The 22,157-nt window shown below is 43.8% G+C and carries 21 protein-coding genes, 3 tRNA genes, 1 other RNA gene and 1 pseudogene; 13 read left to right on the top strand and 13 right to left on the bottom strand.

The genetic code is table 11. The features are described 5' to 3' along the window. Positions 1 to 14 precede the first annotated feature (14 nt). On the top strand, positions 15 to 380 hold the full coding sequence (locus C9991_RS11920; protein ID WP_106812706.1) for a DMT family protein: 366 nt from the start codon (positions 15 to 17) through the stop codon (positions 378 to 380). Positions 381 to 393: 13 nt separating this feature from the next. After that, positions 394 to 1,092 (top strand): annotated as a pseudogene (locus tag C9991_RS11925) (tRNA 2-thiocytidine biosynthesis TtcA family protein); the annotation flags it as partial. Between the two features lie 26 nt (positions 1,093 to 1,118). On the opposite strand, the gene rnpB reads toward C9991_RS11925, so the two are convergent. Further along, positions 1,119 to 1,501: RNase P RNA component class A (gene rnpB, locus C9991_RS11930), an RNA gene on the bottom strand. 349 nt (positions 1,502 to 1,850) lie between these two features. Between rnpB and C9991_RS11935 the strand changes: the two genes are divergently transcribed. The 6 genes from C9991_RS11935 to C9991_RS11960 all read left to right on the top strand — a co-directional run bounded on the left by C9991_RS11935 (position 1,851) and on the right by C9991_RS11960 (position 6,825). Then, positions 1,851 to 3,320 carry a Do family serine endopeptidase gene (locus tag C9991_RS11935; protein WP_106812707.1) on the top strand — a complete coding sequence of 490 codons (1,470 nt, stop codon included), beginning with the start codon at positions 1,851 to 1,853 and terminating at the stop codon, positions 3,318 to 3,320. Between the two features lie 306 nt (positions 3,321 to 3,626). Then, on the top strand, positions 3,627 to 4,490 hold the full coding sequence (locus tag C9991_RS11940; RefSeq protein WP_106812708.1) for a sigma-70 family RNA polymerase sigma factor: 864 nt from the start codon (positions 3,627 to 3,629) through the stop codon (positions 4,488 to 4,490). A 68-nt stretch (positions 4,491 to 4,558) separates the two neighbouring features. Then, a complete protein-coding gene (locus tag C9991_RS11945) occupies positions 4,559 to 5,014 on the top strand; it encodes a hypothetical protein (protein WP_232823323.1) in 456 nt (151 codons plus the stop codon). Positions 5,015 to 5,017: 3 nt separating this feature from the next. After that, on the top strand, positions 5,018 to 5,959 hold the full coding sequence (locus C9991_RS11950) for a hypothetical protein (protein WP_106812709.1): 942 nt from the start codon (positions 5,018 to 5,020) through the stop codon (positions 5,957 to 5,959). Positions 5,960 to 5,986: 27 nt separating this feature from the next. Beyond that, a complete protein-coding gene (locus tag C9991_RS11955) occupies positions 5,987 to 6,490 on the top strand; it encodes a S24/S26 family peptidase (RefSeq protein WP_106812710.1) in 504 nt (167 codons plus the stop codon). A 68-nt stretch (positions 6,491 to 6,558) separates the two neighbouring features. Next, entirely contained in the window at positions 6,559 to 6,825 is a 267-nt protein-coding gene (locus C9991_RS11960) for a PqqD family protein (protein ID WP_106812711.1), read from the top strand. A gap of 329 nt (positions 6,826 to 7,154) precedes the next feature. Here C9991_RS11960 and C9991_RS11965 read toward each other — a convergent pair whose 3' ends face one another. The 12 genes from C9991_RS11965 to C9991_RS12015 all read right to left on the bottom strand — a co-directional run bounded on the left by C9991_RS11965 (position 7,155) and on the right by C9991_RS12015 (position 14,762). Next, positions 7,155 to 7,580 (bottom strand): biotin/lipoyl-containing protein, encoded by a 426-nt coding sequence (locus tag C9991_RS11965; RefSeq protein ID WP_106812712.1) that lies wholly within the window; start codon positions 7,578 to 7,580, stop codon positions 7,155 to 7,157. 7 nt (positions 7,581 to 7,587) lie between these two features. Further along, complete coding sequence (locus C9991_RS16925; RefSeq protein WP_007896899.1) at positions 7,588 to 7,737, bottom strand: hypothetical protein; 150 nt, start codon at positions 7,735 to 7,737, stop codon at positions 7,588 to 7,590. Between the two features lie 54 nt (positions 7,738 to 7,791). Beyond that, a complete protein-coding gene (locus C9991_RS11970) occupies positions 7,792 to 9,357 on the bottom strand; it encodes an acyl-CoA carboxylase subunit beta (RefSeq protein ID WP_106812713.1) in 1,566 nt (521 codons plus the stop codon). A 144-nt stretch (positions 9,358 to 9,501) separates the two neighbouring features. Continuing rightward, positions 9,502 to 9,981: a cytidine deaminase gene (locus tag C9991_RS11975; RefSeq protein WP_106812714.1), complete on the bottom strand. Its 480-nt coding sequence runs from the start codon at positions 9,979 to 9,981 to the stop codon at positions 9,502 to 9,504. Positions 9,982 to 10,022: 41 nt separating this feature from the next. Next, positions 10,023 to 11,480: a right-handed parallel beta-helix repeat-containing protein gene (locus C9991_RS11980; protein WP_106812715.1), complete on the bottom strand. Its 1,458-nt coding sequence runs from the start codon at positions 11,478 to 11,480 to the stop codon at positions 10,023 to 10,025. Between the two features lie 83 nt (positions 11,481 to 11,563). Further along, a tRNA-Lys gene (locus C9991_RS11985) sits at positions 11,564 to 11,636 on the bottom strand. 31 nt (positions 11,637 to 11,667) lie between these two features. Next, a tRNA-Lys gene (locus C9991_RS11990) sits at positions 11,668 to 11,740 on the bottom strand. Between the two features lie 29 nt (positions 11,741 to 11,769). Then, positions 11,770 to 11,842: transfer RNA gene (locus C9991_RS11995), tRNA-Lys, on the bottom strand. Between the two features lie 207 nt (positions 11,843 to 12,049). Continuing rightward, complete coding sequence (locus C9991_RS12000; RefSeq protein ID WP_438269208.1) at positions 12,050 to 12,442, bottom strand: transglycosylase SLT domain-containing protein; 393 nt, start codon at positions 12,440 to 12,442, stop codon at positions 12,050 to 12,052. Between the two features lie 611 nt (positions 12,443 to 13,053). Beyond that, positions 13,054 to 13,506, bottom strand: coding sequence for a DUF4293 domain-containing protein (locus C9991_RS12005; RefSeq protein WP_106812717.1), 453 nt, complete (start codon positions 13,504 to 13,506; stop codon positions 13,054 to 13,056). Between the two features lie 3 nt (positions 13,507 to 13,509). Then, positions 13,510 to 13,857, bottom strand: coding sequence for a DNA-directed RNA polymerase subunit omega (locus C9991_RS12010; RefSeq protein WP_106812718.1), 348 nt, complete (start codon positions 13,855 to 13,857; stop codon positions 13,510 to 13,512). An 80-nt stretch (positions 13,858 to 13,937) separates the two neighbouring features. Further along, positions 13,938 to 14,762, bottom strand: a complete 825-nt coding sequence (locus C9991_RS12015) for an outer membrane protein assembly factor BamD (protein WP_106812719.1) — start codon at positions 14,760 to 14,762, stop codon at positions 13,938 to 13,940. Positions 14,763 to 14,973: 211 nt separating this feature from the next. Between C9991_RS12015 and C9991_RS12020 the strand changes: the two genes are divergently transcribed. The 5 genes from C9991_RS12020 (at position 14,974) to C9991_RS12040 (ending at position 22,065) form a co-directional block, all read left to right on the top strand. Further along, the gene (locus C9991_RS12020) at positions 14,974 to 16,260 is read left to right on the top strand and encodes an IS1380 family transposase (protein ID WP_106811463.1); all 1,287 of its coding nucleotides are present in this window, start codon (positions 14,974 to 14,976) and stop codon (positions 16,258 to 16,260) included. A 293-nt stretch (positions 16,261 to 16,553) separates the two neighbouring features. Beyond that, the gene (uvrB, locus tag C9991_RS12025; protein ID WP_106812720.1) at positions 16,554 to 18,626 is read left to right on the top strand and encodes an excinuclease ABC subunit UvrB; all 2,073 of its coding nucleotides are present in this window, start codon (positions 16,554 to 16,556) and stop codon (positions 18,624 to 18,626) included. Between the two features lie 103 nt (positions 18,627 to 18,729). Further along, entirely contained in the window at positions 18,730 to 19,410 is a 681-nt protein-coding gene (locus C9991_RS12030) for a DUF4468 domain-containing protein (RefSeq protein ID WP_106812721.1), read from the top strand. A gap of 28 nt (positions 19,411 to 19,438) precedes the next feature. Next, on the top strand, positions 19,439 to 19,699 hold the full coding sequence (locus C9991_RS12035; protein ID WP_232823324.1) for a hypothetical protein: 261 nt from the start codon (positions 19,439 to 19,441) through the stop codon (positions 19,697 to 19,699). Positions 19,700 to 19,707: 8 nt separating this feature from the next. Further along, positions 19,708 to 22,065 (top strand): putative porin, encoded by a 2,358-nt coding sequence (locus tag C9991_RS12040; RefSeq protein WP_106812722.1) that lies wholly within the window; start codon positions 19,708 to 19,710, stop codon positions 22,063 to 22,065. Positions 22,066 to 22,157 lie beyond the last annotated feature (92 nt).

Raw genomic sequence — 22,157 nt, forward strand, 5'->3', positions numbered from 1 at the left:
AAACAAAACAAAACATGTCAGGATTCTACACAATTATTTTACTTATACTATCTAACATATTCATGACTCTTGCATGGTATGGTCATTTAAAACTACAACAGACAGGCGTGTCGAGCAATTGGCCATTGATAGGCGTAATAGCTTTCTCGTGGGGTATTGCCTTCTTTGAATATTGCTGTCAGGTGCCAGCCAACCGCATAGGATTTCAGGGTAATGGCGGTCCATTCTCGTTGGTGCAGCTAAAGGTGGTGCAAGAGTGCATCAGTCTTATTGTGTTTGCCCTTATTGCAAACATAATGTTCCAGGGCGAGACACTGAAATGGAACCACTTGCTTGCCTTCGTGTTCATCATTGCAGCCGTTTATCTGGTGTTTAAGTAATGGAGCAGAACCAATGAGAACCCGAGAGCAAATACTAAACCACATGATATATCAGCGTTTTCAGAAAGCGTTGACCGAATATGCAATGCTGTCCGACGGCGACAGAATACTGATAGGACTGTCGGGTGGCAAGGACTCGTTATGCCTTCTTGAGATGCTTGGCCGCAGACAACGCATAATAAAGCCACGTATTGAGGTAGAGGCAATACATGTGAGGATGGAGAATATAAAGTATGAGTCGGACACATCGTATCTGGAAGCCTTTGCCGAGAAGCACGGTGTGAGGTTGCACATTGTGACAACATCGTTTGACGACACAAAGAAGACAGACAAACCAGCCTGTTTCCTATGCTCATGGCATAGACGCAAGGCTCTGTTCAGATTTGCACAAGACAACGGGTTCAATAAAATTGCTCTGGGGCATCATATGGACGACATCATACACACGGCAATGCTAAACCAATTCTACCAAGGATCGTTCTCGACAATGCCTGTTGTAATGCAGATGGAGAAAATGCCGCTGACCATCATACGCCCCTTATGCCTATTGATAGAGAAAGACATAAAAGAGTATGCCGAACTGTGCGGATACAAGAAGCAGGTGAAACTGTGTCCGTACGAGAAAGCATCGAACAGAACTGACATGAAGCGGATGTTTGAGGAGATAGAAAAAATAAATCCGGAGGCACGCTACTCGGTATGGCATGCGCTGGAGAAAGAAGGAAAACTAAAAAAATTGGAAACAGTGTCTCTATAAGCCGGGTTCTGTTTCTTCCCAACCCTTACGGACAAGGAAGCCTTCTGTCATTTATCTACTCCGTAAGTCACCCTACGGCTCTAGCATTCTACCCTCCACCGTCACATAGGTCGGACGGGACGCCCTCAAACGATGGTATACATGAACTTGCAGCCCCCAGATGGTACAGCCCGATGATCACCCATCGGCTGGTAGTCTCTTACACTACCTTCTCACCCTTACCGTACTAAAGCACGGCGGTTATTTTCTTCTACCGACACCTGCCGTCACCGACAGCTTCTACTTTCGGAAGTGGGGTTCCCTATGCTGCCCGGACTTTCCTCTTCCACACCAATGTGTGGCAGCGACAGAACCGAGACACTGTTTCCAACGGATTGCAAAGGTACTGCTATTTGGCAAGACCACAAAATAATTGATAATTTATTTTTCTTTTCGGCTTGTTTATGTCTTTGAAAACAAAAGTAAAAATCGTTCCGTTTATCTCTAACAGCCGTTAATATGTTAAATTAGAGTGTTAAAATGGGATAAAGATATATGCCAATTTGACACTTTAACAAATATTGCGTCTATATTTGCAACCACAAAACAAGAAACGCTATTGTTTTAACACAACAACAGCCATATCAGACCGCAATATGTCAGAATGGCTAATAGCGTAGACATAGAGAGTAAAAATAGGAATAATAATAAAACAAGTAAAATAAATAAGGATTATGAAGAAGTATTCTAATTATTTTGTTGCGGCATTGAGCGTTATTGCCCTTGCCTTCTCAACTGGAACATTGATTAAGGTAAATGCCTCGCCTGCCGCTTTGGCTGCTGTACCGGCACAACCTGTAGACCTGACATACGCTGCAGAAAAGTCGCTGCCTTCTGTTGTGCATATTCTAAGCACAAAGAACTCGAAAGTGCAGACCGTGGAGGTGCAGAGCGATCCGTTCTCTGATTTCTTCTCAGACCCATTTGGATTCTTTGGCAATCCTAACCAAGGCAATGGAGGCAAGCAGAAGAGAAGCGTGCGCACTCCGAAGCAGCAGGGTTCGGGCTCGGGCGTTATCATCTCTAATGATGGATATATCGTAACAAACAACCATGTTGTGGCAGATGCAGATGAGCTCACTGTTACATTGAACGACAACAAGGAGTATTCGGCTCGTATCATTGGTACTGACAAGACTACCGACCTTGCACTTATAAAGATTGACGGAAAGAACCTCCCGGCTATCACTATCGCTAATAGCGAGAACATCAAGGTTGGTGAGTGGGTACTGGCTGTAGGCAACCCATTCAATCTTACCAATACCGTAACAGCTGGTATAGTAAGTGCTAAGGGACGCTCATTGTATCAGAATGGTGTGGAATCGTTTATCCAGACTGATGCTGCAATCAATCCGGGCAACTCGGGTGGTGCATTGGTAAACACTCGCGGCGAACTTATCGGTATCAATGCTATGCTTTACTCGCAAACAGGATCGTTCAGCGGATATGGTTTTGCCATTCCTACATCTATTATGAATAAGGTGGTGGACGACCTGAAGAAATATGGTACTGTACAGCGTGCCGTTATTGGCATTCAGGGCTCTGATGTAAAGAACTATGTTGATGCACAGAAGGATCAGGGCAAGGACATAGACCTCGGAACAATGGAAGGTATATATGTAGCTAAGGTAACAGAAGAGAGTGCTGCAGAGGAAGCAGGACTGAAGGAAGGCGACGTTATTACCGCTATTGACGGCAAGGAAGTAAACAAGATGGCTGACCTGCAAGAGTACTTGGCAAAGAAGCGTCCTGGCGACAAGGTATCTATATCTTACTTGCGCGACAAGAAGAAGTCGACAAAGACTGTTACATTGAAGAATGAGCAAGGCAATACTCAGGTTGTGAAGAAGGCTGACCTTGATGTATTGGGTGGCAACTTCCGTGCTATCACCGATAACCAGAAGCAGCAGTTCAATATTGGCTATGGTCTTGAGGTATTGAAGGTGAACGCCGGCAAGCTTAAGAATGCAGGTATCACAAAGGGATTCATCATCCAGCGTGTAAACGACAGCGCTATCAAGACTATCGATGACTTGCAGAATGTAGTGAAGGAAGCTTCTACAAGCAAAGACCCTGTACTATATATCCAGGGTATTTATCCTACAGGCAAGAAGGCATACTTTGCTGTTCCGCTTGAGGACTAAATAATAACAAGGTTATTTAGTTACAATAAAAAGGAGGCACGGGAAGACAATACCGTGCCTCCTGTTTTTTTGTAATCTTAAGAAAAAACATGTCCTTCTGTTCTCATGTCTTAAAAAAAAAACATGTTCTCCTGTTCTTATGTCCTAAAAAACATGTTCTCTTGTCTTAAAACATTCTCCGTACAACACTAAAATAAGCAAGGAAAAATTTGCGTCAACCAATATATTTGGTTAAATTTGCAGATGAATGTAGATATACATGCGCCCCAACAATAATCAATAAAATCCCTAAAAAGACAACACTTAATGAGACAACTGAAAATCACAAAATCGATAACCAATCGAGAGAATGCCTCTCTTGACAAGTATCTGCAAGAAATAGGCCACGAGGAACTCATCTCCGTAGAAGAGGAGGCTGAGTTGGCTCGCCGTATAAAAAATGGTGACCGCAAGGCATTGGAGAAACTTACCAAAGCTAACTTGCGCTTTGTTGTCTCTGTTGCAAAACAATATCAGAACCAAGGATTGTCCCTACCCGACCTTATCAACGAAGGCAACATTGGTTTGCTGAAAGCTGCTGAAAAATTTGACGAGACAAGAGGATTTAAATTTATCAGTTATGCTGTATGGTGGATTAGACAAAGTATTCTGCAAGCTATTGCCGAACAGAGTCGTGTAGTGAGACTGCCACTTAACCAGGTGGGAAGCGTAAACAAGATAAACCGTATACTGAATCAGTTTGAACAGGAAAACGAACGCAGACCAAGTATTGACGAGATAGCAGACAAGACTGATATTCCGCACGACAAAATAGAGGACGTGCTTAAGGTGAATACACATCAGGTATCGGTTGACGCTCCCGTATCTGATAACGATGCTACAAGCATGATTGACTTTATGCAGAGTGACTCGGAACCAGCAACAGACAACCAATTGCTTATGGAATCGTTGCGCGATGAGATTGCTGCCGCACTTACTGTACTAAATGAGCGTGAGCGCAATGTTGTGGAAGCTTTCTACGGCATAAACCAACCCGAATGCACAATGGAAGAGATTGGCAAGAAGTATGGCTTGACACGCGAGCGTGTAAGACAGATTAGGGAGAAGGCGATAAGAAAGCTGAAGCAGAACACCAAGAACAAGATGCTGAAGGCTTATCTTGGAAGATAACGCACACCAACTCAGGATTGACATATAAACAATATAAATTGAAACAAAAACACGTAATAAAAAAGAAAATGAAGCTACGCGTATACTTGGCAATGGCTGCTATGCTGATTCCAGCACTGACTTTTGCTGTACAAAAGCACACTCCTGGTTATATCTGCGGCTTTGCCACATCATTCAACGACTCTACAGTCTACTTCACTGACATTCAGTATATGGACTCTACATATACCGACAGTAAAACGGGGTTTCTGTATAGCCGAGACAACTACTCGTACCAACTACGCGGACATATGCAGAAGAATGGAGTGGCTAATCCTACATGCATCACCTTCTTCAGCAAAAAGCGCAAGGATGTTGAGAAGAAATATGCTGCACTTAAGAAGCGTTATGCCACTAAAGGCCGCTATGATGTGAAGTACTTGTTGGCAAGCGACTTTGCCTTTACGCCTATCATCCCAGACGAGAGTGAGATGAAGGACGCTCCTAAGCCAGCTAAGATAAAGAAATCAAAGAACAAGAAATAATAAATGGGTACTAAACATACCTTTTGCGTGGCAGAGCATCTGCTACAGATATCTTTTGAAGATTCAGCCCATAACGATATAAGGCTGCTACCGTCATTCGCCCCCTTCAGTGTAGAAGAGGACAATGACGGTTGTCTTGTATATGGCAATGGCAACAAATGTGTAAGCACATCTACAGATATGTTGTTCTGCCTTAATGTTGACGACAATATTGCTGTTGTGCCTAAGGAGGAACGTAGCCGTGTGGACATATTTGACACTGGCAACGGCAAGACAACTGTTGACATTAAGACAGATGGGGGGTACCAATTCATCATTAAAGATATTGCAGGACACAGTTGCTGCATGCTGCAAACAAACAAGGACTTTACCGAAGCCCAGTGCGCCCTTAACGGCAGCAAAGAGATGAGACGCTTTGGACTGAACAATGCGCTGATGATGTTGTATGCCTTTAGGGGAAGTTTCTTCAACACATTGCTTATACACGCATCGCTGGTAAGAAACAACGGCTATGGTTATGCCTTCATAGCACATAGTGGAACTGGCAAGAGCACGCACACATCGCTATGGCTTAAGTATATTGAGGGTAGCGACCTTATGAACGACGACAATCCTATTGTGCGCATTATAGACAATAAGCCTGTAATATATGGCAGCCCGTGGAGTGGCAAGACACCTTGCTACCGCAATATAAAGGCACCACTTGGAGCTGTGACAAAGATAGACAGAGCAAAGCAAAACAGTGTGGAGAGACTATCGCCTACAATTGCCTTCTCACAAGTTCTGCCATCGTGCTCGTCAATGAAATGGGACAAGGTGGTATTTAGAAACACTTACGACACTGTTATAAAACTTATCGAAACGATTCCTTCGGTTAATGTGCTGCATTGTCTGCCAGACGAGGATGCCGCAAGAACATGCTACAACGCAATAGCAATTAAGTAAAAAAAAAGAAGAAAGAGAAACCTTACTATGATACAATCGGCTACCGACACAGAGATAAAGAAGAAAGAAATAGACAACAAATTTCTTATACCCGAGATTATAAGTATGCTCAATGCTGGACATACCGTAACACTTGGGTTGCGTGGTGTAAGTATGCGCCCTTTCCTTGAGGACAGACGCGACAAGGCTATACTGCGCAAACCACAATCGATACATGTTGGTGATGCTGTGCTTGCTGAGGTTGCTCCTAAAAGATATGTGCTTCATCGCATTATTGCTATTGAGGGCGATAAAGTGACATTGCGTGGTGACGGCAATTTGGCAAACGAGACATGTAGTATAAGCGATGTGCATGGTTATGCGGAGGCGTTTTATCGCAAAGGCAGAACAAAAGCCGACTCAACATCAGGTCGTAAATGGCTGCTATACTCGTACATTTGGACACGACTCTACCCTATACGCAGATACCTGCTGTTTGCATACAGAATATATCTACGATTGGTTGGCACAAACAATAAAAGCGGTAAATAACAAGAAGGAACAGGGTGTAAACAACAATTAAAAACATAATAGAATCAAAACAAAAAACCTATAAAACAATGAAAACCAAGAAAGGATTTGTATTAAGAAATGTCTGTGGCGAGAACATCATCGTTGCTGAAGGCAAGGAGAACATAGACTTTACAAAGATTATAAGTATGAACGAGACAGCTGCCTATCTGTGGAAGAATGTAGAAGGCAAGGATTTTGACCCAGATACTCTCAAGAATCTGCTTATGAAGGAATATGAGGTAGAAGATACTACTGCCGATGCTGACGCAAAGACTATCGCAAAGCAGTGGATTGAGGCTGGTATAGCGGAATAATATTAGAGTGTACTACTACGTAGTAATACGTGTACACCTTATAATATATATACCTTATTATATATATATATTATATAAGTAACAGTTCAGATTTCTTTTCATATAGTAGGAGGGTATGGCATCCTTGCCATACCCACTAAATTGGCTGTACAATTATGGCAGAGTGGGTATGGCAGGGATGCCATACCCTCCTACAGATTGCCGTTCGTATTGAATACTTATTTACCTTATTATATAGTATACATACAACGGAAAAAAAGGTTCACAACCCAATAATGAGTTGTGAACCTTTTTTCGTATTGTTTTGCCCATAAGGCGAATATATCAAATTACTCAACGACAACCAATGGAGAGTCTTCAAGAACACTCTCGCCCTGCTTAACGCAGATAGCAGTAACTTTGCCGTCCTTCTCAGCCTCGATGTTGTTAGCCATCTTCATAGCCTCAAGCACAACAACAGTATCGCCAACCTTTACCTCGTCGCCTACAGCAACCTTAATCTCTGTAACAACGCCAGGCAGAGGAGCCTTGATAGCGTTGGCAGTATTGACGTTAGCAGCACTTGTTGTCTCAGCCTCATCATTAGAAGCAGCAGGCTGTCCAAGAACAACCTTCTTCTTTTCAGGTTCAGCCTCTTGCTCCATCTCAACCTTGAAAGCCTCGCCATTGACATTAACACTGGCGATGTTGCCTTCTACATCCTCAATCTGGACCTTGTATTCCTGTCCGTCGATTGTATATTTAAATTCCTTCATTCTAATATTATGGTTTTGCTGTTAAACTCAAGAACTTGGCATTCCACATTGTCTGACGCGGCTGAATGGTAATGAATCCAGGTTCCTTGTCGTGCACATTGTTGCCCTGATACTCATAAAGAGCCATGGCAATAGCAGCATAAATATTCTTGTCCACTTTCTTAAATGCTTAAATGTTAATGTTTAATGTTTAATTATTAAAACATTGTTATTACATCGGCATACAACCATGCTTCTTTGCAGGCAGCGACTGACGCTTAGTGGCAAGCTGTGCAAGTCCGCGACAGATACGGAAACGAGTGTTGCGTGGCTCAATAACGTCGTCGATATAGCCATAAGAAGCAGCCTCGTATGGGTTGGCAAACTTCTCTGTATACTCTTCTTCCTTTTCTGCGAGGAAAGCCTTAACGTCCTCACCAGCTTCCTTCTTAGCCTTGGCTTCCTTGCCACAGAGAATAGCAACGGCACCACTAGCACCCATAACGGCAATCTCTGATGAAGGCCATGCGAAGTTAAGATCGGAACGGAGCTGCTTGCATCCCATAACGATATGAGAACCACCGTAGCTCTTACGCAGAGTGATAGTAATCTTAGGTACAGTAGCCTCGCCGTAAGCATAAAGAAGCTGTGCACCATGCTGAATAACTGCATTGTACTCCTGACCTGTACCAGGAAGGAATCCAGGAACGTCAACAAGTGACACGATAGGAATATTGAAAGCATCGCAGAAACGAACGAAACGTGCTGCCTTACGGCTTGCATTTACGTCGAGTACACCAGCATAAGCTGCAGGCTGATTAGCTACGATACCAACGCTCTGACCATTGAAACGTGCAAAGCCGATGATGATGTTCTTGGCGAACTTAGGCTGAATCTCGAAGAACTCGCCATTGTCGGTAACAGCACCAATAACCTTATACATATCATATGCCTTGTTAGGATCGTCAGGGATAATCTCGTTAAGAGAATCTTCCATACGGTTGATTGGGTCGTTGCACTCAACACGTGGAGCCTCCTCGGTATTATTGCTCGGGATGAAAGAGAGCAAGCTCTTAATCATCTCGATAGCCTCTTCTTCTGTCTTGGCTGCAAAATGAGTAACACCACTCTTTGTAGCGTGTACAGAGGCACCACCAAGATGCTCGGCATCAATATCCTCGCCAGTTACAGTCTTAACAACCTTAGGACCTGTAAGGAACATATAAGAAGTCTGCTCCTTCATGATGATGAAGTCGGTAAGAGCTGGAGAGTAAACAGCACCACCAGCACACGGACCCATAATAGCAGAAATCTGTGGTACTACACCAGAAGCAAGGATATTGCGTTCGAATATCTCGCCATATCCGGCAAGAGCGCAGATACCCTCCTGAATACGTGCACCACCAGAGTCGTTCATGCAGATAACAGGAGCGCCCATAGTCATGGCCATATCCATAACCTTACAGATCTTCTGTGCCATTGTCTCAGAAAGCGATCCACCGTTAACGGTGAAGTCCTGAGCATATACATATACCAATCGGCCACCTATAGTTGCGCTACCAGCAACGACACCATCACCATAATAGTGCTTCTTCTCCATGCCGAAGTTTGTACAACGATGCTTCTTGAACATGTCATACTCCTCAAACGAACCTTCGTCGACAAGCATCTCGATACGTTCACGCGCAGTGTATTTGCCACGTGCATGCTGCTTCTCAATAGCCTTTTCGCCACCACCGAGACGAGCCTGCTCGCGTTTTGCGACCAATTCTTTGATTTTTTCTACTTGTTTGCTCATATTTAAATATATGTGTTTATAATATTTTCGAGTTTCGTATCAACCCATAATACGTTGCAAAAGTACGAAAAAATCGGCAAAGATAGAAACTATTCAGACTATTTAATGCTTATGAAACGTAATAAAGGTTTTCTTTCAAAAATACTATCCCATACTTGCATCTACAAACGACAACGGGAGCAGGTCCTTTGCAGAAGCCACGCAATACACGCCACGTTTGCCATACAACAATATGCGTATAGGACTCTTATAACGATCTTCCACACCAAGAATTACCTGACGACAACCTCCACAAGGACTTACTGGATCATCGAGAAGCCCATTATCATTGCGTGCCACAATAGCTAATGTGGTTATAGCTTGGTCGGGATAGTTGGCCTGTGCAGCAAATATAGCCGTGCGCTCAGCGCATAAGCTTGAAGGGAATGCAGCATTCTCCTGATTGGCTCCTATCATAATATTGCCATTAGCAAGACGTATAGCCGCACCAACATAGAAGTGGCTGTATTCGGCATACGAATTCTCCGTTGCCTTAAGAGCGCGTTCTACCAGTTCGCGGTCGTCTGCATTGAGTTCGTCAAGCTGGTAATGTTGAATGCAGATGTTGATGTTGATTTGTTTCATGTTAGAATTTGGTTTAATTTGTTTTATTAGTAAATATTATGTCACTCTTCTGTTTTGATGTATTCGTAGGCGCCCATGTCGGGTTTTTCATCACGTTGCTTACCGTCATGGTCGCTCTTTGTTGATGTGGCAACATTTGCAGAGTCGACAGCAGCCGACTCCTTACGCAGATGGAAATCGTATCTCTGGTTGTCACCATCTACAAGCAAGAAATGCTTTCGGCCATAGCTTACTGTATCTTTTACATCCTCGAATATGCAGTCGATAAAATTAGAGCCCTCCTTATCGTCATCTTTCACCTCAGGTGTACGAATTATACAATTGGCAAACTCGTAATTAAACTCGTTGGCATCTTCGCCCTTAGGCTTGCCACCCATCATCTCGTCGTCGGCATATCCTGTAATTATGGAGTTATGACATTTGAACGATACAAGTGGATATGTAAGAGCCGAGAAATTAAGAGCAGCAGCACGCATTCCGTCAAACGGATAGAATTGTGCAATAGTGGAATTGTTCACAGTCACGTCGCCTCCATCAACAGCAAGACAATTGTATAGAGCGTTGGTAAGTTGGCAATTATCTACCGTCACCTTTGAGTCGGCAACATACAAGGCATGTCCTTGACAGTTGTGTATGGTTGAATTGGCAATGGCGAGAGCAAGACGTTCCACACCAGACGAGTCAACCTTCACACCATTAAAGGAGCTATGGATATCGGTATAATCTATCACATTATTATATGACATCTTGTTAAAATGCACACCTTGCCATTGTCCGCTTACACGGTCGTATGGCAGATAATCAAACATACGGTCCAATCGGTCGCCACGCAATACAATAGGTTGCGATGCCGTTCCCTTGCACATCAAGCTACCCTTAACGTCAAGTCCGGCATCATTATGAAAATAGATGGTAGAACCAGGAGCAATAGTAAGGGTAGCCCCCTCCTCCACCTTCATCATACCATATACCACAAGAGGCTTGCCAACAGAAGATATTGTAGAGTCGTTATTAACCGTAACATTACGCACAACACGCGCGTCCCATGTCCAAGCATCTATAGGCACCTTCTGCTCGCGTCCGCTCTCGAGAGTAAATATAATATTGTCGGAAAGACGTTTTGGCATATTGCTGTTTGCCAATGCCGACGTAAGCTCAACGTATATACGCACGCTGTCTTTATTGCGCACCTCTATGTCGCCTGCCTTATATCCGTTCTCCGGACTGAGATAAACCCCATCTACATTAACACGGAATCCCGATTGGTTGCCACCTTCAAGTCGGACACTTGTGCAACGCAATCCGTCGCCCGACTTATTATAAGCCCAAAACGAGCGTGTAGAAGAAGGGATTGTAGAGAATACGGTATCAAGCTTGAGTGTATCGGTTGAGAATGTCAACAGATTATTAGGAGATGTCGTAAACGAATCTCCGTCGTCGCAAGCGCAATAAGCCAATGCGCAAAAAATCAGTAATATGTTAAGAAATAATTTTTTCATCAATATATTAACGTCATAATACAATAAATATTGTACAGTAATACAACAAAAAAAGCGTTGACTCGTAAGTCAACGCTTCTTTGTACACCCTTAGGGATTCGAACCCTAGACCCACTGATTAAGAGTCAGTTGCTCTACCAACTGAGCTAAGGGTGCAACAGTTGTTTTATAATCAGAAATTTAGTAGTACACCCTTAGGGATTCGAACCCTAGACCCACTGATTAAGAGTCAGTTGCTCTACCAACTGAGCTAAGGGTGCAACTATCTCGGCACGCTTCAAACAAAATGTACACCCTTAGGGATTCGAACCCTAGACCCACTGATTAAGAGTCAGTTGCTCTACCAACTGAGCTAAGGGTGCATTGGTTATTTTGTTATCAGCAACCACGTTTCTGAATTGCGAGTGCAAAGGTACAATCTTTTTTGGAAACAGCAAAACATTTCCAAGTTTTTTTTCTTTATTTTTTTTCGTTCTTAATACAAATCAAGTCAATACCCCCTTTTACTCCTAAAAACAAACAACCCTGACCACCTAATAAGGTAGTCAGGGCTTATTTGACGTTTTATATTATTTCTGAGATTGGATACACTTCATAACCTTCTCAAAATATCTCTGAGTGCGCTTGACACTATATTTGTTGCCGCCATTCCACGAACGTATAGCCTTCTCTATATCGTTAAGCGGATTGAAATGCGACTGCATGAGAAGAAACATCTCCTTAGACTTCTCAAGACTGAAGCGGTCGCGCAGCGTATAACGCTTCTTGATTTTACGCTTCTTTAGAATGTTGTTGCATTCTGCCACCAATATTGGTGTAATTTGCATAGCACCACACGAGTTGCCTTTAACAGCACGAGTGTTGCCTTCGCTTTCAACTTGTACAATAGCCTTAATCACAGGCTCCCAGTCGAAATGTTCTGTTTGTGCAGCTCCTGATCCTGCTGCAGCGTCAGCACCCATTACGGGACTTGTTCCCAATACACATACAATAAATAATACTACTCTAAAAAGTTTAATCATTATTAATTTCTTTGTGGAATCCGAACACTATCCCTTAAATATGTTCCTGTTACAGTTCTTCAAAACAGAACCATAGACATTTCATATATGGAAAGACCGTCGCCTGGGTTAAACTCGATTTTATGGAGACTGGTCAGACCGAAATAAATATTCACGATTAATGCCTGAAAACAATAAATTCTGCAATAACCTAAATTCCGTTAGATACTTTCAGATATGCCTCTAATACAAAAAAAGTACATATCCTTTTTTCTTATCGGGTGCAAATTTACACAAAAATCCTGAATTGTGCAAGTTTTTCGACCACGTTTGTAATATTTTAAGCATTGTAAAATAGTAACAACTTTATGAATATCAAGCAAATACGTTATGTACAGGCACGTGTATGACATAAAATATACATATAAGACAATACGTACACAAATACAAAAAAGGAGGCATTATGACATCCAACATTGTTAAAATGCTTAACTATGTTCGGAAGACATAATGCCTCCTTTTTAATATATACAGAAACATTGTCCCTATATATATAATAAGGTGTAGATAAATTATCTGATGCGTTCAGAATCTCTTACGCGCTTCTCGTCTTTAAGTATAGCCATACGCGCCATCTGCACAAGAATGATTGAGACAGCCGGCAAGCAAGTGGCAAACTCTACATGGAAAGTTGTATCGGCAGAGATAACATTGCGTGTCATTGCGCCAAACACAATATACCATGCCACAAGCAAGAAAAGGTTGCAGGCACAAAGGCGACTCTGAAGCATGCGGTTTTTGTATAGACCAATAGTGGCTACACTCAGTATGCTACTAAGAACAAGCACACCAAATAGACCGCATACAGAATAGTCGGCACCAGTGCCAAGCATAACCATAAGGTTGTACATCTTGAAGCCAACACCCATTGCCTGTGGCTCGAAGCTGCCAAGAGGCAAGCACAAGCAAACCACAGAAGCAACGAAAGCCAACAACAGGAAGACTGACTGCTTACGCTGTATCATATCTTACAACTCTTCCTGGTCCTTATTGGCATTATCCTGAGCAGGGTCACGATAATACACATTGCCCTCAATGAATTCCTGAGTAGCAAGAAGCGTTGGCTTCGGGAGTTTCTCATAGTAGCGAGAGATCTCTATCTGCTCGCGGTTCTCAAACACTTCCTCAAGTGAGTCGTTGTAAGAGGCAAACTCAGCCAGCTTCTTATTGAGGTCCTGCTTTATCTCAACGCTAATTTGGTTGGCACGCTTTGCGATGATTGCAACACTCTCATAGATGTTTCCTGTCTCGTCGCACAAGTCCATAATGTTGCGCGTAACGGTATTGACAGGAGCTTTTGACTTTTTGTAATCCATTAATTTGACGTTTATTTTTTATATATTAATGTTTAATCTGTTTATCAAGACGGATAAGATGGTTAAGACGGATGCTTATATCAGTCTTTTGTAAATGCCTTGCACTTGGTGATGAACTTCTCGGCAGTAACCTTATCCTTTGAGTCGGGATATTCGTTCAAGAATCCGTAGCATTCGTCCTCAGCATCCTGGAAACGTTCAAGCTTCTTCTCCTCCACACTCTGCTGTGCCAGTTCAAACTTGCTCTTCATAACAAGCAGCGAGAACTTTTCGCGAAGCTTTGAGTAAGGATAATCCTTTAGAGCATTCTGCGCTGTAATGATGCAAGCCTCGTAGTTGTTGCCTCCATATGTACAGTTGCCGAAGTACTGTCCCAAGTCATAATAGAGCTGTGCCGAATACAATTCCTTCTGCACAAGTTTGTCTTGCAACTCAAACAAGCGTTGCTGTGCCTGCGAACGCTCCTTGCCATCAGGAAACAAGTCGATATATTCCTGGAAAGCAGCTATGGCATTTACCGTCTGCGACTGGTCGAGACGAGGCTCTGGCGTGCTATTATAAAGACTCATACCAGCATAGAACTCAGCCTCCTGTGCATAAGCTCCCTTAGGATAGCTCGAGAAATACTTCTTGAAAGTAGCGGCAGCTCCCTCATAGTCCTTGCTGTTGTATTCAGCCATACCAAGCATATAGAGACTCTCCTGTGCATTGTCTGTACCTTTCTGCAATGTAACCAAGCCCTGCAACAGAGTAGACGCACGAGTATACTTGCCCTGAGCATAACACTCCTTTGCGTATTCGTATTTGTATGAGTAGTCGTTGGTCTTGTAAACCCTATTAAACTCGTTGGCACAACTTGTAAAAAGCAGCGCCGACAAAACCACGGCTGTGATGTAATTCTTCATAACTCGATATTTTTGAAATGCAAAAATACACATTATTCACCTATCTACAAAGAAAGTGTGCTTTTTTTATAGAACCTTAATTCCGCAACACTATAGTTTAACATTATTTATAAGTGCCTGAGCAACAAAAAGTTACCCAGGATTTTGCCATGTCAGAATTTTCACTTACCTTAGTGTTGCGAAAAGAAGACAAGCAAAACTCTAATATGACATGGCAAAGATACAAATTAAATCAGAGAAACTCACTCCTTTTGGGGGAATTTTTTCGATTATGGAGCAATTTGATGCTCTTTTAGCTCAAACCATAGATTCCACCTTGGGATTGAGATGCACTATGTTTGGTTATCAATATAGCGAGATTCTACGCTCTCTGATGTGCGTATATCTTTGTGGTGGCTCATGCATTGAGGATGTTACAACTCACCTGATGAAACATTTGTCTCTTCATCCAACTCTTCGCACTTGCAGCGCAGACACCATATTACGTGCTATCGAAGAACTGACATTTAAGAGCATCACCTATAAGTCTGCTTCTGGCAAATCCTATGATTTCAATACTGCAGACAAGATGAACTGCTTACTGGTCAATGCCCTGCTTGCTACTGGTCAATTGAAATCCGGTCAAGAGTATGATTTTGACTTTGACCATCAGTTCATTGAAACAGAGAAGTATGATGCAAAACCAACCTACAAGAAGTTCTTGGGCTATAGTCCAGGCGTAGCTGTCATTAACGACATGATTGTTGGTATTGAAAATAGAGACGGCAACACAAACGTACGCTTCAACCAAAAAGAAACTTTGGAAAGAATCTTCAAGCGATTGGAGGCTTCGGAAATATATATTTCTCGTGCCCGCATGGATTGCGGCTCATGTTCGGAGGAAATCGTAGATATGGTAGAGGCTCATTGCAGGCATTTTTATATTCGTGCCAACAGATGCTCTTCTTTCTACGATTCCATGTTTGCCTTAACTGGATGGAAAACTGTTGAAATCAACGGTATTGAGTTTGAGTTGAATTCTATCCTTGTTGAGAAATGGAAAGGAAAACCGTATCGTCTTGTCATACAGAGACAAAGGCGAATAGATGGAGACCTTGACATTTGGGAAGGCGAATATACCTACAGATGTATACTGGCTAACGATTACAAGTCGAGTGCAAGAGACATCGTGGAATTCTACAATCTTCGTGGTGGCAAGGAACGCATCTTCGATGACATGAACAATGGCTTTGGCTGGAATCGATTGCCAAAATCGTTCATGGCACAGAATACTGTATTCCTGCTTATGACAGCTCTCATCAGAAACTTCTACAAAGCTATTATGCAGAGATTGAAAACCCATGAATTTGGATTGCGTGCCACCAGCAGAATCAAGACCTTTGTTTTCAAGTTCATCTCTGTTCCTGCGAAATGGATTAAGACATCACGTAGGCATGTATTGAACATTTACTCAGACAACAATGCTTATGCCAACCTGTTCAAGACAGACTTTGGTTAAAGACCATGCTTTTCTGGTTAAACCAGCGTATTACCTCAAGTCGCTTTATGGGGTAAGGGGATTTTGTGTCTGCGACATTTCTGTTGTGCAAGAAATATGTACAATAAAATGAATTTTGTCGCTTTGCAAGCAAAATCCCACTAAACCCTATAGGTTGCGGATTTGAGGTAGAATATTCACGCTAAAATAACCTAAATACAAGGCAGTTGGAAGTCTATTTAACCTATTTTCTCTTGCTTGGCTTACTTCTTTTTGTTATTTTTGCAGTTCAAAATTTTGAAAAGCAATTCGACATGAACTTTAACATAACATCCAAATTTGCACCTACAGGCGACCAACCGCAAGCCATTAAGCAGCTCACCGAAGGTATAAAGCAAGGCGAACCAGCTCAGGTGTTGCTTGGCGTAACAGGATCGGGCAAGACTTTTACTATGGCTAACGTCATAGCCAATATCGGACGCCCCACCCTAATACTTAGCCACAACAAAACACTTGCTGCACAGCTGTACGAGGAGATGAAAGGATTCTTCCCAAACAACGCTGTGGAATACTACGTATCTTATTATGACTATTATCAGCCAGAGGCTTATATGCCATCGTCAGACACGTACATAGAGAAAGACCTTGCCATAAACGAGGACATCGACAAGCTGCGCCTGTCGGCTGTCAGCGCTTTGCTTTCGGGCAGAAAAGATGTTGTCGTTGTGTCATCTGTATCGTGCATATACGGTATGGGCGGACCTACAGCCATGTCAAACAGCATTATCAGCGTACACAGAGGCCAGACTATCGACCGCAACGAATTTCTGCGCAAGCTTGTAGATGCATTATATCTGCGCAACGATATTGATATGAAGCGAGGCAACTTCCGTGTAAAGGGCGACACAGTTGATGTGTCGATGGCTTACAGCGACAATATTCTGCGTATAACATGGTGGGACGACGAGATTGACTCTATAGAAGAACTTGACAGCGAAACCTTTCAGCGCATCGACAGCTTTGAAGAGTACCAGATATATCCTGCCAACCTGTTTGTTACATCAAAGGAACAAACCGAACAGGCCATACGACTTATACAGGACGACCTTGTAAAACAAGTAGACTTCTTCGAGGGTCTTGGCGACCATATCCGCGCACAACGCATAAAGGAGCGTGTGGAATACGACATGGAGATGATTAAGGAACTGGGACATTGCTCAGGCATAGAAAACTACTCGCGCTACTTTGACGGACGCGAACCCGGACAGCGTCCTTACTGTCTGTTGGACTTCTTCCCAAAGGATTACCTGATGTTTATTGACGAGAGCCATGTTAGTGTGCCACAAATTAGTGCAATGTACGGAGGCGACCGTGCCCGAAAGCAGAACCTTGTGGAATATGGATTCCGTCTGCCAGCTGCATTCGACAACCGTCCATTAAAGTTTGACGAGTTTATGGAGATGACCAATCAGGTGGTTTATGTATCGGCAACACCAGCCGACTTTGAGTTGCAAGAGTCGGGCGGTGTGGTTGTTGAGCAGATAATACGCCCTACGGGTCTGCTCGACCCTATTATCGAGGTAAGGCCAAGCGAGAACCAGATAGACAACCTGTTGGAAGAGATACAACAGCGACGCGAACGCGACGAGCGTGTACTTGTTACTACATTGACCAAGCGTATGGCTGAGGAGCTAACCGAATACTTGCTAAACCACGACATACGCGCCAACTACATACATAGCGACGTGGCTACTCTCGACCGTGTACAGATAATGAACGATCTGCGTGCCGGCTTGTACGACGTTCTTGTAGGCGTTAACCTGTTGCGCGAGGGACTTGACTTGCCTGAGGTATCGCTGGTAGCCATACTTGATGCCGATAAGGAAGGGTTCCTTCGCAGCCATAGATCGCTTACGCAGACTGCTGGACGTGCCGCCCGAAACGTTAATGGCAAGGTAATTATGTATGCAGACAACATTACCGAAAGCATGCAAAAAACTATAGACGAGACGGCTCGGCGACGCGAGATTCAGCTGAAGTACAACAACGAACACGGCATAACACCACAGCAGATACGCAAGGACATAAAAGACTCGCTTGCATCAATATCGTCTGCATCGGCTACAGACAAGAAGACTGCCAACCGACACGGCTCTACCAACGCCAACACACAGGCATCCAAGCAATATCGCCCATACATCGAGCCAGATGGCTATGCATATGCAGCCGACCCTATCGTTAAGCGCATGACAAAGAAACAGCTTGAGAAGAGTATTGCCGACACCACTTTGCTGATGAAGGAAGCTGCCAAGAAACTCGACTTCCTGCAAGCAGCACAATATCGCGACGAGATATTGCGACTTCAGACTCAGCTCGAGAATAGTTAAATAATCAATAATACCCAGTTCGTAGCATTAATTTTATTAATTTTGCAAAATACAAACAAGTGAGCCATAGACTCACAACATAAAACATTAACAACAATCACGTATGAAAAAAATATTTATCATGCTGCTGATGTGTTGCCCACTAATGTGCGCAGCTCAAAGCGAATGGGAAGCTCCGACAAGCCACAAACAGAACAACGAGGCTAATGTAGATAAAAAAGATGTTAAGAAGGATGCCAAGACTCCCAACACCACTATCGACCCTAAAGACATCAAGGACTGGGAATACATAAAGCCAGGTGTTGTGCCCGAAGTAGACGGAAAGGTAGTATTCGACTACGAGCTCGACCTTCCAGACATGACTGCTCAGCAGATATACGACAAGACATACGTGGCTCTCGACAGTCTTGCCAATACAGAGAACCAGATTAACAGCTGCGTGGCTCTTGTAAACCGCAAGGAACACATGATTGCAGCACGATATCAGGAATGGCTCGAATTCACAAGAAACTTCCTGTCACTCGACCGCACCAAGTTTAGCTATACTATTGTGGCATCATGTACCGACAATCACCTCAGCATAAAGTTGCAGCGCATATCGTACAACTACGAGGAGGAGCGACAGAACGGATTTAAGACAACTGCCGAGAAGTGGATTTCGGACAAGTATGCCGTCAACAAGAAGCACACAAGGCTGATAAATGGACCTGCAAAGTTCCGTAGAAAGACCATCGACCGCAAGAACGACATATTCAAGTACATCACAGAAAAGGTAAAACAATAACCATAAATAAAACGCACTTGCATAAAATATGGACAACAACGAAACAAACATCAACAACGAGGTTGACGAGAGCACAGGCTTAGAGCGCCCGCATCGCTTTCATCGCCGACCAGCATCCGAGGACAAGTATTTCAAGATACGCAATGTGCTCAACATAATATTCATGCTTGGAGCAATAGTGGGCATGGGCGTGTTCTACTTCCACAGCCGCACAATGGGCACAATCATCATTCTCACCGCTATGGCCTTCAAGATTGCCGAATGTTGCTTCCGATTCATCCGCCAATAAACAAGATAATGACAAAGTCAATAATAAAATTTCTACTCGCTTTTGTTGCCGCCATACTTGTACCGACAAGTGTGGCGGCACAATTTGATGATAACAACCAGTTCGACCAGTTTGGACAGCAGTCAACAGACAATAACGGTCGACTCTTATCTGGCAAGATGTCGGCCGACTCGCTTGGTACCGACAAGGAAATACCGCGTGGCATAAGGGTATGGACCGTAGATGGCCGCTTTGGCGACCAACGTCCTGCCGTTGTAGACACTATGTCGCACATGTACCCCAACACCATCTTCACTACAGGTATGCGTGGCGAATACAACACTACGGGCAATCTTGGCGCACCACGTATAAACCGTATATTCATCGACCGTGCGTCTGCCGACCAGTTTATATTCACACAGCCGTACGACTATGTTGTGTCACCGGTCGACCAATTCCACTTTACCAACACGCTTTCTCCTTTCACCAACCTGTCGTATAACAATGCTGGCAACCGCACAAACGGCGAAGACCACTTCACGGCAAAGTTTGGAGTTAATGCCGGAAAACGTCTTGGTGTAGGTTTTAACGTAGACTACATCTACGGCAGAGGCTATTACGCAAGCCAAAGCACATCACACTTCAAGTATCTTATGTACGGTTCATACATAGGAGACCGTTATCAGGCACACCTTATCTATTCTACTATAAACCAGAAGGTAACCGAAAATGGAGGCATTACCGACGACGAATACATAAGGCACCCGGAAAGCTTCGACGACGATTTTGCCACTAATGAGATACCTACTGTACTTGAGGAAAACTGGAACCGAAACAAAAGTCAGCACATATTCCTTACCCATCGCTACAACGTGGGATTTAGCAGAAAGGTGAAAATGACCGAGGAGGAAATCAAGGCTAAGAAGTTTGCAATGGAGTCGCAAAAGGAGAATGCCGACAAAGAGAAAATGGAAGAGGCACGCAAGGCTGCCAAACGCGACGGAAGAGAATTTGACGAGAAACGATTCAAGAACACGCAATACAGCGGTCGACCAGATAATGCCAAAATAGCAAGCAAGGCAGCTGCCGACTCGCTTTTAGCCAAGCCTGCAACAGGACGTATAACTGTAAACGGCAAGGCTGCCGCCGACAGCTTGAACCGCATTATGGCTAAGGCTGCCGAGGACACTATGTGGATGAAGACCGAATACGTGCCTGTAACAAGCTTTATACACACCCTGAAGTTTGACACATATCGCCGTATATACCAAGCCTATAAGTCGCCTGCCGACTTCTATGCCGAGACCTACAACACAATAGGCTCATTTGGAGGCGACTCTATCTACGACAAGACAACCCACTATCGTTTGCAGAACACGTTTGCAATATCGCTTCTCGAGGGTTTCAACAAATGGGCTAAGGCTGGACTAAAAGCCTTCATCACATCCGACTTGCGCCATTTCACCCTACCCTCCCTAAATAGCGCCAGCACATCATACAACGAGCACAACCTCAGCATAGGCGCTCAGTTGGTAAAGTCGCAAGGCAGAACGCTACACTACAACGTTATTGGTGAGACTTGGCTACAAGGCGAAGACGCAGGACAATTTAAGGTAGATGGCAATGTAGACGTAAACTTTGCACTCTTTGGCGACACAGTACGCTTACAGGCTAATGGTTTCTTCCACAGCCTCAACCCGTCGTTCTACTATCGCCATTATCACTCTAAGCACTTCTGGTGGGACAACGACAACATGTCGAAGATAATTCACTCGCACGTCGAGGGTCTGTTCAAGTACGAAAAGACCAATACTATCGTGCGTGTGGCATTCGACAACATCAAGAACCACACCTACTTTGCCATGGGCTACAACATCACAGACAGCAAGCTGCGTACTGCCAACACGCTCGCTGTAAAGCAGGCAAGCGGAGCTGTGAGCCTATTGACACTTGCCTTGCAACAGGACTTCAAGCTGGGTCCGCTGCGCTGGGAGAATGTGGTGACATACCAGAAATCGTCAAACAACGACGTTATACCAGTGCCCGATCTCAATATCTACACCAATCTGTATCTGCGATTCAAGATTGCAAGAGTGCTTAAGTGCGACTTCGGTGCCGATGCACGCTACTTCACCAAGTATTATGCACCCGACTATAGCCCGGCTCTTGGACAGTATTGTGTTCAGACCGGCAACAGCCGTACCGAGGTGGGCAACTATCCGCTGGTTAATGTATACGCCAACTTCCACCTGCAACACACACGCTTCTTCGTGATGATGAGCCATGTAAATGCAGGTCAGGGCAACCGCGACTACTTCTTTACGCCCCACTATCCGCTTAACGAACGAATATTCAGATTCGGTGTGAGCTGGAATTTCTTCAACTAAGAGGCGCAAGCAAAACATCATAAAGAAAACAACCTGTAGGAGCATGACATAATGCCATATATCCTACAGGTTGTTGTTTTATATACTAAACC

Origin of the sequence: Prevotella merdae (assembly GCF_900290275.1) — a bacterium.
Taxonomy (GTDB): domain Bacteria; phylum Bacteroidota; class Bacteroidia; order Bacteroidales; family Bacteroidaceae; genus Prevotella; species Prevotella merdae.

Coding starts and splice junctions, on each gene's coding strand:
- C9991_RS11920 (WP_106812706.1), top strand. CDS start 15: ATGTCAGGATTCTACACAATTATTTTACTTATACTATCTAACATATTC.
- C9991_RS11935 (WP_106812707.1), top strand. CDS start 1,851: ATGAAGAAGTATTCTAATTATTTTGTTGCGGCATTGAGCGTTATTGCC.
- C9991_RS11940 (WP_106812708.1), top strand. CDS start 3,627: ATGAGACAACTGAAAATCACAAAATCGATAACCAATCGAGAGAATGCC.
- C9991_RS11945 (WP_232823323.1), top strand. CDS start 4,559: ATGAAGCTACGCGTATACTTGGCAATGGCTGCTATGCTGATTCCAGCA.
- C9991_RS11950 (WP_106812709.1), top strand. CDS start 5,018: ATGGGTACTAAACATACCTTTTGCGTGGCAGAGCATCTGCTACAGATA.
- C9991_RS11955 (WP_106812710.1), top strand. CDS start 5,987: ATGATACAATCGGCTACCGACACAGAGATAAAGAAGAAAGAAATAGAC.
- C9991_RS11960 (WP_106812711.1), top strand. CDS start 6,559: ATGAAAACCAAGAAAGGATTTGTATTAAGAAATGTCTGTGGCGAGAAC.
- C9991_RS11965 (WP_106812712.1), bottom strand. CDS start 7,580: ATGAAGGAATTTAAATATACAATCGACGGACAGGAATACAAGGTCCAG.
- C9991_RS11970 (WP_106812713.1), bottom strand. CDS start 9,357: ATGAGCAAACAAGTAGAAAAAATCAAAGAATTGGTCGCAAAACGCGAG.
- C9991_RS11975 (WP_106812714.1), bottom strand. CDS start 9,981: ATGAAACAAATCAACATCAACATCTGCATTCAACATTACCAGCTTGAC.
- C9991_RS11980 (WP_106812715.1), bottom strand. CDS start 11,480: ATGAAAAAATTATTTCTTAACATATTACTGATTTTTTGCGCATTGGCT.
- C9991_RS12000 (WP_438269208.1), bottom strand. CDS start 12,442: ATGGGTGCTGACGCTGCAGCAGGATCAGGAGCTGCACAAACAGAACAT.
- C9991_RS12005 (WP_106812717.1), bottom strand. CDS start 13,506: ATGATACAGCGTAAGCAGTCAGTCTTCCTGTTGTTGGCTTTCGTTGCT.
- C9991_RS12010 (WP_106812718.1), bottom strand. CDS start 13,857: ATGGATTACAAAAAGTCAAAAGCTCCTGTCAATACCGTTACGCGCAAC.
- C9991_RS12015 (WP_106812719.1), bottom strand. CDS start 14,762: ATGAAGAATTACATCACAGCCGTGGTTTTGTCGGCGCTGCTTTTTACA.
- C9991_RS12020 (WP_106811463.1), top strand. CDS start 14,974: ATGGCAAAGATACAAATTAAATCAGAGAAACTCACTCCTTTTGGGGGA.
- uvrB (WP_106812720.1), top strand. CDS start 16,554: ATGAACTTTAACATAACATCCAAATTTGCACCTACAGGCGACCAACCG.
- C9991_RS12030 (WP_106812721.1), top strand. CDS start 18,730: ATGAAAAAAATATTTATCATGCTGCTGATGTGTTGCCCACTAATGTGC.
- C9991_RS12035 (WP_232823324.1), top strand. CDS start 19,439: ATGGACAACAACGAAACAAACATCAACAACGAGGTTGACGAGAGCACA.
- C9991_RS12040 (WP_106812722.1), top strand. CDS start 19,708: ATGACAAAGTCAATAATAAAATTTCTACTCGCTTTTGTTGCCGCCATA.